The following is a 12627-nucleotide window of genomic DNA, read 5'->3' as shown; positions in this document are numbered from 1 at the left end:
CAATTAAGATGAAAATAGCCTTTCTGACACCAGAATTTCCGCACCCAAAAATTGGTGCTTCGGGCGGAATCGGAACCAGTATTTTGAATCTTTCAAAAGGATTAACCAATGCTGGACATGAAGTTTCTGTTTTGGTTTACGGTCAGAATAAAGATGAAGTTTTTGAAGAAAATGGAGTTACTTTTTATCGAATTAAAAATATAAAAATTAAAGGTTTTTCCAGACTTCTCACTCAAAAAAAAATCCAAAAACTAATTACTAAATTAGTAATAGAAAAGAAAATAGAACTACTTGAAGCTCCTGATTGGACTGGGATTACATCCGATATCAAACCAAAATGTCCAGTAGTTATAAGACTTAATGGTTCTGATACCTATTTTTGCCATTTGGACAATCGTCCAGTTAAAGCATTGAATAAATTTCATGAAAAACGAGCTTTACAAAAAGCTGATGCATTGCTTTCAGTTAGTCAATATACTGCCGACCTAACAGATCAGTTATTTGCATTAAAGCGTAATTTTACTATCATCCCTAACAGTATTGATATCGATAAATTTTCGTTTGATGATACTATTGAAATTCAGGAAAACACAATTCTATATTTTGGTACCTTAATTAGAAAGAAAGGGCTTTTAGAATTGCCCCTGATTTTCAATGAAGTGTATAAAAAGAACAATAAAGCAAAATTAATTCTGATGGGTCGCGATGCATCGGATGTGATTTCTGGAAATAGTTCCACTTGGTCCATGATGCACTCTTTATTTGATTCGGCTGCTTTTGATAATGTAAATTACATTGGAAGTGTTCCTTATGATAAAATAAATGAGCATATTTGCTCGGCGACAGTTTGTGTTTTTCCAACCTTTGCAGAAGCACTACCTGTTTCGTGGATTGAAGCTATGGCGATGCAAAAAGCAATTGTAGCCTCAAATATTGGCTGGGCAAATGAGGTTATTGACGATGCTCAAAACGGTTTTTTGGTTCATCCTAAAGCACATAGTTTGTTTGCCGACCGAATAGTAGAATTGTTAGATAATCAAAAATTGAGAAATGAATTTGGTGTTGAAGCCAGAAAGAAAGTTAGAGAAAAATTTAGTATTGAAGTGGTAGCCAAACAAAGTGCTAAATTCTATAAAATGATAATTAAATGAAAAAAGCAGCAAGGAATTTTTTCAGTAGCCTCATGCCTAAAGGAAATACAAAAGAGATTTTGAAACTCAAGTATTATAGCATTTTTAAACCAAAAGATATTGTTTTTGAACTGACTCAGCACAATGGAAAAATGGTTTATAAAACAACGTTTCAAAATGTTTCTTTATTTACCAATGAAGCCTTGTATCCGATTGTGGCAGATTTTAATTATTACCAACATTTTTACAAGGTAAAACCGGAAGATGTTGTTATTGATGCTGGAGCTAATTGTGGTCATTTATCTATTTTATTCTCGAATTTAGTCGGATCAAAAGGAAAAGTGTATGCTTTTGAACCCGATAGATTTAACATCGAAAAAATTGAAAATAATAGTAAATTAAATGTTGACTTAGTACATAATATCAAAATTGAAGATTTGCTGCTTTGGGACAAAAACGAACTCATAGATTTTTACGAAGCTGGAACTGTAGGTTCATCAGCAGTTTGGATGCCAGACAAAGAACATTGCGTCAAAAAAAGAGCGGTCAAAATTGACGATTGGGTTAAAGATAATAATATCCAGAAACTTGATTTTATAAAAATGGATATTGAAGGTGCTGAAATTGAAGCGCTTGATGGTTGTGTAGAAACTATTAAAACCTTGAAACCTAATTTTGCTATTGCTTCGTATCATGTAGTAAATGGAGAAAAAACTTTCGTAAAAGTGGAACAATTCTTCGCATCATTGAATTATCCTTTCAAAACAATTACTTTTAGAGGGAACGAAATCATTACTTTCGCTGGTCCAAATTTGAAATAAGATACCGTCTACATGATTATCCTTTATCACCAAAACTATAAAATTACTGAAGTTACTTCAACTGAAAGCGGCAGTTTTCCTAATGAAATAAATCGAAATATTGTTTCGGTACTATTGGATTTCGCTCATAAATATACCAATGAAATTTTGGTGTGGTGTGAGGAAAGTGAAAGGGATAATTTGAATAGTAATGAAATTGAAACCCTGTTTCATCATAAAAGATTTCTGCTTTCTTATAATCCATCTTCAGAAAATTATTTTGACAGACGACTGGGTTACATAGAAGATTCTCTTTACATAAAAATAAATAAGGAGGTAAAATATCCTACTTGGCAAATGAGTAGTGTAGTTGGAGCTGTGCAGGCTTCAGTACTAAATGCTTGTAAAAATAACTTAAAGAGTGCGGAGAACTTTGATTATTTCTTGAATTCTTTTGCCCGTAGGGCCATTGTGTTTGGTCTGCTTTGTTATTCTGAGCCCAAATTACTGATAGAAAATAGTATCCAAGTACAAAAGCAATCGAATATTTATCAGCTTTTTAAATTTACCAAACAACACTATAGAGCCCGATGGGTTTTTCTTTTGTTTTTTAATCTCTTTCTTTTTGAAAAAAAGTTTTTGCTAGTACCTTTTCTAGTTTCCTTGTGCTATAAAAGAAGAAGTTTCAATCCTGACTTATTAAATCATATTCCATTTGAATCCAATAAAAAAAGTATTGAGCATGGAACAATAGATGTTTTAATTCCAACCATCGGAAGAAAGGAATATTTGCTCAATGTTTTAAACAATCTAGAAGCTCAAACGTATCTTCCTAAAAATGTTATCATAATTGAACAAAACCCAGACACAAATAGTCGTTCCTATTTAGATTTTATCGAAAATAAAAAATGGTCTTTTGTCATAAAGCATCATTTTACTCACCAAGCGGGAGCTTGTAATGCTAGAAATATTGGGTTATCATTGATAGAAAGTGAGTTTACTTTTTTTGCCGACGATGATATTGTTTTTGAAAATAATTTACTCGAAACGGCAATGACCACTTTTCAAACGACTGGAAATGAAGTTTTTTTAATTGCCTGCCATTTGAAATCACAAACGATTATTCCTCAGTTGCCCATACAATTCTCGGTTTTCGGAGCCGGACATGCTTTTGTAAAAACATCTTGTTTTAAGGATCTTAAGTTTACTATGGGATTTGAATTTGGTTTTGGCGAAGATGCCGATTTTGGAATGCAATTACGAAATAAAGGATTTGATGTGTTGTACATTTCAACCACAACTATTTTACATTTAAAGGCACCGATAGGCGGCTTTAGAACCCGACCAATTTTAAAATGGCAAAATGATGAAATACAACCAAAACCTTCGCCAACAGTTATGTTATATAGATTATTATATGACACTACGGAACAATTGGCTAGCTATAAAACGACATTATTTTTCAAAAACGTAACGCTAAGTTTTTTTAAAAATCCTTTCAAATACATACATTCATTTAACCAGAAATGGAATAGAAGTGTATACTGGGCGAATCAATTAAAGAAACAAAAATTATGAATTTCACACTCATAGTTTGTACTTATATGCGTCCAGAACCCTTATTAAAACTACTGGATTCTGTGAAGTTGCAAACGCTTTATCCAAACGAAATTCTAATAATTGACGGTTCAACAAATCCCGCTACGGAAGAAATGTTGACGCAAAATAGTTTTCCAAATCTGAAGTATTTTTTGGTTCCAAATGAAGCTAGAGGTTTAACCAAACAGCGAAATTTCGGAATTGAAAAAGTACACGAAGACACTGAAATCATTTGTTTTTTAGATGATGATACGGTTTTGGAACACAATTATTTTGAAGAAATACTAAAAACATATACTGTTTTTCCAGAAGCGCTTGGTGTTGGAGGTTTTATAAATAATGAATCAAATTGGGAAAAAGTTTCATTTGATTACAAGCCAGCTAGTAAGGAGTTTTTTTACGATGGATGGAAAAGAAATGAGGGTAGTCGATTTGTGTTGCGAAAAAAATTAGGATTAGATAGTACTGTAAAGCCTGGTTTTATGCCAGAGTTCTCTAACGGTAGAGGTATTGGGTTTTTACCGCCAACAGGAAAAACATATGAAGTGGAACAAATCAAAGGAGGTGTTTCATCATTCAGAAAATCAGTGTTTACTACATTTGCATTTTCTACGTATTTTGAAGGATATGGTTTGTATGAAGATGCTGATTTCACTTTTCGAGTTTCAAAAACCGGTAAATTATACGTTAATACCAAGGCACAACTGGGTCATTTTCACAATCATTCAGGAAGGCCAGATAAATTTGTTTACGGAAGAATGGTTGTTAGAAATGGCTGGTACGTATGGCGTGTTAAATTTCCGAATCCATCACTAAAAGCAAGAATAAAATGGAACTTAATTACTTTATTACTAACATATATTTTATTAGTAAATGCTTTTACTAAAGCTAAAAAGAAGGAGGCACTCCAAGAATTTGCAGGAAGACTTTCTGCTTGGTTCTCGTTAATTATAATGAAAAAACCACATTAATATTTTACAATTACTAAATGAATTTCACTTTAATTATTTGTACTTATATGCGTCCGGTTCCGTTAGAGAATTTACTAAACTCTGTTATGGAACAGACTCTTTTTCCAAACGAAATTCTGATTATTGATGGTTCGACAAATAATGAAACTAACGATTATATTAGAATGACAACCATCAAGAATTTAAAATATTTTTTAGTTTCTAAAGAAAATCGAGGACTAACAAAGCAAAGAAATTTTGGATTATCCGCAGTTTCAGAACGTTCCGAAGTGGTCTGTTTTTTGGATGATGATACTGTTTTACAACCTAATTATTTTGAAGAAATCATCAAGGCGTACCAGAGTAGTAGCACTATAACAGGCGTTGCCGGAATAGCATTAAATGAAGACCGATGGATAAAAAAGGAAACGGATAAAAAGTACAATAAGAATAATTTTTTCGAAATGGCGGATTATGTTTATCCTGAAAGTTCACGAAATAGAATAAGAAATATATTGGGATTGCAATCTGATGTGGGTTCAGGGAGAATGCCTGAGTTCTCCCACGGAAGAAATTGTGGTTTTCCACTGAATGGTAAATTATATGAAGTCGATTTGTTAATTGGAATGTCATTTTCTTTTCGGAAGGAAATATATGAAAAGATCAAATTCTCTCTTTATTTTGAAGGATACGGTCTTTATGAGGATGCTGACTTTAGCATCAGAGCACAACAATTTGGTAAAAACGTTATCGCAACAAATGCACAACTTTATCATAATCACGATCAATCTGGAAGACCAAACAAATATCAATATGGAAAAATGGTTGTTAGAAATGGTTGGTATGTTTGGCGTGTCAAATATCCTAATCCATCGTTAAAAGCTAGATTTAAATGGAATGCGATTACATTATTGTTGGCTTTTATCAGATTTAGCAATATATTTACAACCCAGAAAAAAAAGGAAGCCTTGACCGAATTTGGAGGAAGAATCTCGGGTTGGATCTCTTTATTTATTAATAAACCTCGGTAGAAATTGATGAGAGATCATGATGAAAAATTAACTATCTTAATGCAAAAAAAGTAAACCAGTATGAAGTTTGCCATAATTACTCATGTTATTCATGGTGAAGATTCGGGTAATTATTTTGGCTATGAGCCCTATGTTCGTGAAATGAATTTATGGATTAAAAATGTTTCTGAAGTGCTGATTGTGGCTCCGTTGCACGATACTCCGAAAAATCCGATTCAAGAATTCTACCAGCATGAGAAAATAACATTTATTCCTGTTGCTGATTTTGATATTACAGGTTTTAAAAATCTAATGCATTCACTGCTGGTTATGCCAAGTATCTTGTGGAACATTTTTCAAACCATGAAAAAGGCAGATCATATTCATTTACGTTGTCCAGGAAACATAGGATTATTAGGTTGCATCGTTCAAATGTTATTTCCATCCAAATCCAAAACGGCTAAATATGCGGGTAATTGGGATTCCAAAGCAAAACAACCGGTAACATATCGTCTACAAAAATGGATTTTAAACAATTCTTTTTTGACTAGAAATATGCAAGTTTTAGTTTACGGTGAATGGGAAAACAGTTCCAAAAATATCAAACCGTTTTTTACTGCAAGTTATTATGAAATTGATAAAATAGAAGTTGAACCAAAAACATTTCAGGGTGTACTATCATTTCTTTTTGTTGGAACACTTTCTAACGGAAAGCAACCTTTATACGCCATTCAACTTATTGAAGAACTTCACAAAAATGGTAATGAAGTGCAATTGACAATTTATGGCGATGGAATGGAAAGAGCAAAGCTTGAAACCTATATTTCAGTCAATCAGTTAGAAAGTATCGTCTTTTTAAAAGGAAATCAAAATCAGGTACTTATTAAAAAAGGGTACATTGAAAATCATTTCCTAATCTTACCTTCATTGAGTGAAGGCTGGCCAAAAGTAGTTGCAGAAGCCATGTTTTGGGGTTGTTTGCCAATAGCATCTAAAGTTTCCTGTGTTCCAAATATGTTGGATAATGGAGGCAGAGGAATACTTTTGCAACTGAATTTAAAAGAAGATGTTCAAAAAATACAGTCAATTCTTAAAGATAATAATTTGTATCAAAGTAAAGTAGATAAAGCTGTAAATTGGTCTAGAAAATACACTATGGATGTTTTTGAACGTGAGATAAAACAGCTTTTACAATCATGAGAGTACTTCAAATTATAGATTCGCTTGAAATAGGGGGTGCCGAAAAAATGGCAGTTAATTATGCCAATGCACTTGCCAAGAGGATTGATTTCTCGGGTTTAGTCGCAACAAGAGCAGAAGGTAATTTGAAAAGTCATTTGGACGCTTCGGTTTCTTATCTTTTTCTGAATAAAAAAGCTACTGTTGATTTTGGAGCTATTTACAGATTAAAAAAGTATTGCAAAGAGCATAAAGTAGAATTCCTTCATCCGCACAGTAGTTCTTATTTTACTGCGGTACTACTAAAATTACTTCATCCAAAAATTAAAATAATTTGGCACGACCACAACGGACTGAGTGAATTTATTAGTTCTCAAAAATCAATTGCCTTGAAAATGGCGTCGTTCTTTTTCAAAGGAATTATAGTCGTAAATTATAAACTTAAAGCTTGGGCAGAAAAAGAACTCAATTGCAAAAAAGTAATTTATTTACCCAATTTTACAGCAATCGATTCAGTTGTCATTGCAGAAACCTTTTTAAAAGGCACAGCTGGTAAACGCATCTTATGCTTGGCAAATTTACGGGACCAAAAAAATCATTTCTTCTTATTGGAAGTAGCCGAAAAACTCCAGGAATCACATCCGGATTGGACGTTTCATTTGGTTGGAAAAGATTTTGAAGACGAGTATTCCGCAAAAGTTCGAACACAAATTCAAAATAAAAATTTGAAAGACAATGTGTTTATCTATGGTTCAAAAAATGATGTAAAAAATATTATTAATCAATCGGATATAGCTATATTGACGTCAAAATCGGAGGGTTTACCAATTGCTTTAATTGAATATGGTTTGTGTAAAAAAGCAGTCGTTTCAACAAAAGTGGGTGAAATTCCTTTGATTATTAAAGATAGTAAGAATGGATACATTGTGAATGCCGAGGATACACAGCTGTTTTATCAAAAACTTTTAAATTATATAGTGAACGAAGATTTACGAATTCAAATGGGTACTGCTTTATATCATACTGTAATCGAAAATAATTCGGAAGAAGGTGTTATTGCTCACTATTTAAAATGGACATCGAGCTTATAAAATATGAAAGAAAAAAAATACATCATATTAATTTCTTTGCATATTCTAATTGGATTGTTAGTCTATTTAGCGCGTCCATTTTCAAAAATTTATGCTATAGCAATTGTTGCCGTTGGTTTGTACTATGTAATCAAACGACAAAATAAAAATAATGAAGTTTTATACGTTGCTGCTTACATCGTTGGAAGTGAAGTTTTTTTAAGAATGACCGGGGGAAATATACTTTATGAATTCTCGAAATATGGAGTAATGGTTTTTATGATTTTGGGAATGTATTACAGTGGCTTTTCAAAGAATGCAATACCTTTTTGGATTTATTTATTACTGCTATTACCTGGAGTACTTATAGCCACAGAAACATTAAATCTCGAGACTGATGTTAGAAAAGCAATAGCTTTTAATATTAGTGGACCTGCTTGCCTTGGTATAGCCGCGATATACAATTACAATAGAAAAATACTTTTGTCACAGTTAAATGGAGTAATGTTAGCATTAGCACTACCTATTTTAACCACAACGTTTTATTTAATTTTGTATACACCCAATTTAAAAGATATTTTAGTTGGAACTGGATCAAACGGTGAAACCTCAGGAGGATTTGGGCCTAATCAGGTTGCTACTTTACTAGGAATTGGTATGTATGTCTTTTTTTCGAGATTACTTTTAGAAAGTAAATCAAAACTATTGTTTATTATTAATTTGATTATCTTGTTTAATATCACGTATCGAGGTTTAGTAACATTTTCTAGAGGCGGTATGTTAACAGGCTTAATAATGATTATATTTCTATTAGTCTATTTATACTTCACCACAAAATCTCATGGAAGGTATAATCTAAATCGTTTTTTTGTGTTTATAGTTGTTGGTTCTTTTGTGACTTGGTTGTATACCTCAGATCAAACAGGAGGATTAATTGATAAGCGGTATGCTAATGAGGATGCTGCAGGTAGAAAGAAGGAAAGTCAGTTAACTGGTAGAGAGGATATTTGGAATGGTGAAATTGATGACTTTCTTGATAATCCCGTATTCGGAATTGGAGTTGCAAAAGCATTAGAGGTGCGAGAAGAAAAAACTGGAGGATTGATTATTGCCTCTCACAGTGAAGTCTCTAGAACATTAGCAGAACATGGAAGTATGGGAATTATTGCCTTAATGATAGTGTTTTTTACTCCTATTATTTTATTTTTGGACAATCGGCAACATATTTTTATGTTTAGTTTCTTGTTTTTTTGGCTATTGACGATTAATCACGCCGCCATGAGAATAGCTGCACCAGCTTTTATATATTCGTTATCGCTATTAAAAGTTTTTTTAGATGAAAAATCTGCTTTACATAGGTAATAAATTATCCAGTCATGGATATACTTCTACTTCCATAGAAACATTAGGATCTTTTTTGGAAGAGGAAGGCTATACCGTTTTTTACGCATCATCAAAAAAAAATAAGGTCATGAGAATGCTAGAAATGATCTATAAGACATTCAAATATTGCAAAAAAGTTGATTACGTTTTAATAGATACTTATAGCACAAAAAACTTTTGGTATGCCTTTGTAATATCCCAATTGTGCCGACTTCTTAATGTCAAATATATTCCAAAACTTCACGGAGGTGATTTGCCTAATAGAATAGTTCGGAGCAAATTTTTCTCCGATATGATTTTTAGTAATGCCTACATTAATATCGCTCCTTCAAATTATTTGTTTGAAACTTTCAAAAATAATAGCTATAAAAATTTGAAATATATTCCCAACACGATTGAACTTCAGTTATACAAAGAATCAATAAAGGAATTTAAAACGCCTAAATTGCTTTGGGTTAGATCATTTTCCAAAATTTACAATCCTGTCATGGCAGTAAAAGTGCTTGTTAAATTGAAACAAACTTTTCCAGATGCTGAACTTTGTATGGTTGGTCCTAAAAAAGATGAGAGTTTTTCAAAAACAATGAAATTTGCTAAGAAGAATAACGTAGAAGTGAAAGTAACAGGTAAATTGTCAAAGCAGGAGTGGATACTACTTTCTCAGAATTACAATATTTTTTTAAATACAACTCATTTTGACAATACACCAATTAGTGTCATTGAAGCTATGGCACTAGGATTACCAGTCGTATCAACAAATGTCGGAGGAATTCCCTATTTATTAAAGCAAGATCATACGGCACTTTTAGTTGATGATAATGATGTAGAGGATATGGTCAAACAAATCGAGCGTATAATCACAGAAACCAATTTAGCGCAGTCATTGTCCCAAAATGGAAAACTATTGGTAAACGACTTTGATTGGGGATTGGTAAAAAAGCAATGGACAGAATTACTCGTTTAATACGTATTATTTGTTAACTTGCGACTTAAAAAAAACCTTAATAATTCATGAATAATCGTAAGGGAATACATTTTGAAGTTTCTGAAAGAAAGGTTCTTTTAAGAATTTTTGACGTTGTTTCAGTTTTACTTTCATTGTATTTAGTTGGAATAACCTTCAATTTTCATTATTTTAATATTTCTACAACTAATTTTTATTGGACTATTGTTTTAGGAATTTATTTGAATTTTATCGGGTCTGTTTTTGAAATGTATAATTTACAAGTGGCAAGTAATCAATTTCAGGTCATTAAAAGTATAATCTTGACTTCTTCCATAACGGTTTTAATATATTTACTAACACCTATTTATACACCTGCTCTTCCGACCAACCGTATTCAAATCCTAATTTTTTTCATAGCAATATTTCTGGCATTATTTATCTGGAGGATGATCTATGTTAGATTTTTCGCGTCAAACAGATTCTCTAAAAAAGTAATATTGATTTGTGATAAAGAGCAGCTTGCAGAGTTAGTTTTCGGATTGGAAAGTGCTGATCCTCATTACCGTGTACTCGGTTTTGTTAATTCTGATAGTGCAAATACCAAAACAGGGGAAAATATAAAAATTAAGAATATCGACATCAATAATTTGGAACAATTTGTTAAGAAAAATTCTATTTCCGAAGTAGTTGTTGCTTCGCAAAAAACGGACGGGATTACCGTTAATCTCTACAACCAATTAATAAATTTGCTAGAAAACGGATATATTATTCGCGAATATACACAAGTTTATGAGAATCTTGCTCAAAGGATTCCAGTGCAATATGTTTCACGCGATTTTTATCGGTATTTCCCATTTAGCCGAAGCAATCAGAATCATTTTTACCTAATAATGGTAAGGCTTTTTGAAGTAATTCTTTCATTGATTGGATTATTCATAGGGACCGTTATTTTACCACTTATAGCAATAGGAAATCTTTTAGGTAACAGAGGGAAATTGTTCTATACACAAGAAAGAGTTGGGAAGAACGGTAAAGTTTTTAATATTATTAAGTTCAGAACCATGGTTAAAAACGCTGAAAAAGAAGGAGCTGTTTTTGCTTCTACTAATGACAGCAGAGTTACTAAGTTTGGTAAGATTTTAAGAAAATCGCGAATGGACGAATTTCCGCAGTTTATCAATATTCTAAAAGGGGATATGGCCGTAATTGGTCCAAGACCTGAACGTCCAGTTTTTGTGAATGAAATTGCTGAGGTGATGCCTTTCTATGAAACACGCCATGTAATTAAGCCAGGATTAACGGGTTGGGCACAAGTGAATTATTCGTACGGAGAAACTATCGCCGACAGTCTGATTAAACTTCAATATGATTTATATTACATCAAACACAGAAGTCTTTTTCTCGATGTTAATATAATATTTAAGACATTAAGCACGGTTCTTCTTTATAGAGGGCAATAAACCAAGCGGATTTCTATCTAGCAACTTCAATAATATATAGGCATTCACCAAAATAAACGGAAACATAATCATCAAATGGGGTTTTGTCAGCATAATTATGGTGTAAATTCCGAGCAGGAATAACAATCCTATATTTAATTTCTTGAGGAAAGTTTTTGAAACAAACGGAACTAAAACAAAAAGAGGGTTAAATAATAGTGCGTTGTAGTTCCAAAGTAATTCCTGATGTTCTGAATAGAAACCAATTAAGCATAAAAACAATCCAAAAATTCCCAAAGTCAAAAGATACACGTTGAACACGAACTTTTTATTGATTATAACAATCAACAAAAGTAGTGCGCAAATTAAATAAATGCTGTTGAAAAATGAAAATTTAATTGGTACTTCTTCACCAATAACGATTGTTTTCTTGCTCGAAACTAAAGGTTTTCCATCAAATTTGGCTTTATCCAAACTGTGCATTAGTTCGACTGGAAGGAATAATTTTTCGGCTTTATGATCCGTTTTTGCACCAAAAACAATATTGATTCCTAATTTATACCAAAAATATTTTTCAAAATACGGATACAATAATGTTCGGTAACTAATTGTTTTGTCATCTACCTTCTGAATCTCATCTTTGCCATACAAACCGTTGATTTTCTCCACAATCATAGTAGTACAATTTCGGTCTATAAATTTATAAGTGTAAAATCTATCTTTGGAAAGTAGTGCTGCATTAAGCGCATCAAATACTTCTTGTTTCTTTTCTAAGGGCAGATTTAGTTTCTGCTCAATAACTTCTCTTCGGTCACTTTGATATTCGAAAACAAAATCCTCAAACGAGGTAACATTCATAAAATACTGCAAATCTCCTTTAACAAATTTGAAGTAAAAATTTTCAGCTCTAAAATCAAAATAGCCATAATTATAAACTACATCAAGTTGATTAACTGGATCTTTAACGCGAAGTGCCGTATGTCCAAAAGTGGAATATAATTCTTCGCCTCTGCCACAGGTAAAAATACTAACCTCGGTACTTGGAGAAAGTTTTGGATTTTGCGAAAATGCAAAAACACTAAATAATAAAAGGGAATGATAGAATAATTTTTTGAACATGA

Annotated in this window: 11 protein-coding genes; 10 read left to right on the top strand and 1 reads right to left on the bottom strand. The window is 32.3% G+C overall.

The genetic code is table 11. The annotated features are described in order from the left end of the window. Positions 1-8 precede the first annotated feature (8 nt). Genes PSU83_RS14465 through PSU83_RS14420 form a run of 10 tightly spaced genes read left to right on the top strand, consistent with a single transcriptional unit; the run spans position 9 to position 11527 of the window. Positions 9-1151 (top strand): glycosyltransferase family 4 protein, encoded by a 1143-nt coding sequence (locus PSU83_RS14465; protein WP_300590260.1) that lies wholly within the window; start codon positions 9-11, stop codon positions 1149-1151. Then, complete coding sequence (locus PSU83_RS14460; RefSeq protein WP_300590259.1) at positions 1148-1951, top strand: FkbM family methyltransferase; 804 nt, start codon at positions 1148-1150, stop codon at positions 1949-1951. The genes PSU83_RS14465 and PSU83_RS14460 overlap by 4 nt, the downstream gene beginning before the upstream one ends. A gap of 12 nt (positions 1952-1963) precedes the next feature. Further along, entirely contained in the window at positions 1964-3508 is a 1545-nt protein-coding gene (locus PSU83_RS14455) for a glycosyltransferase family A protein (RefSeq protein WP_300590258.1), read from the top strand. Next, positions 3505-4500, top strand: a complete 996-nt coding sequence (locus PSU83_RS14450; protein WP_300590257.1) for a glycosyltransferase family 2 protein — start codon at positions 3505-3507, stop codon at positions 4498-4500. Before PSU83_RS14455 ends, PSU83_RS14450 begins: the two co-directional genes overlap by 4 nt. Before the next feature lie 17 nt (positions 4501-4517). Beyond that, positions 4518-5510, top strand: coding sequence for a glycosyltransferase (locus PSU83_RS14445; protein WP_300590256.1), 993 nt, complete (start codon positions 4518-4520; stop codon positions 5508-5510). A gap of 60 nt (positions 5511-5570) precedes the next feature. Further along, positions 5571-6689: a glycosyltransferase gene (locus tag PSU83_RS14440; protein ID WP_300590255.1), complete on the top strand. Its 1119-nt coding sequence runs from the start codon at positions 5571-5573 to the stop codon at positions 6687-6689. Next, positions 6686-7759 carry a glycosyltransferase gene (locus PSU83_RS14435; protein ID WP_300590254.1) on the top strand — a complete coding sequence of 358 codons (1074 nt, stop codon included), beginning with the start codon at positions 6686-6688 and terminating at the stop codon, positions 7757-7759. Before PSU83_RS14440 ends, PSU83_RS14435 begins: the two co-directional genes overlap by 4 nt. 3 nt (positions 7760-7762) lie before the next feature. After that, entirely contained in the window at positions 7763-9100 is a 1338-nt protein-coding gene (locus PSU83_RS14430; protein ID WP_300590253.1) for an O-antigen ligase family protein, read from the top strand. After that, positions 9075-10085: a glycosyltransferase gene (locus PSU83_RS14425; protein ID WP_300590252.1), complete on the top strand. Its 1011-nt coding sequence runs from the start codon at positions 9075-9077 to the stop codon at positions 10083-10085. Before PSU83_RS14430 ends, PSU83_RS14425 begins: the two co-directional genes overlap by 26 nt. A gap of 47 nt (positions 10086-10132) precedes the next feature. Then, positions 10133-11527, top strand: coding sequence for a sugar transferase (locus PSU83_RS14420; protein ID WP_300590251.1), 1395 nt, complete (start codon positions 10133-10135; stop codon positions 11525-11527). On the opposite strand, the gene PSU83_RS14415 is transcribed toward PSU83_RS14420, so the two are convergent. Next, on the bottom strand, positions 11495-12625 hold the full coding sequence (locus PSU83_RS14415; RefSeq protein WP_300590250.1) for a DUF4105 domain-containing protein: 1131 nt from the start codon (positions 12623-12625) through the stop codon (positions 11495-11497). The two genes, PSU83_RS14420 and PSU83_RS14415, sit on opposite strands and share 33 nt — an antisense overlap. Positions 12626-12627: the final 2 nt, after the last annotated feature.

The sequence above is a fragment of the Flavobacterium sp. genome (genome assembly GCF_029945805.1).
Taxonomy (GTDB): domain Bacteria; phylum Bacteroidota; class Bacteroidia; order Flavobacteriales; family Flavobacteriaceae; genus Flavobacterium.
This window is presented reverse-complemented; position numbering and strand designations above follow the sequence as displayed.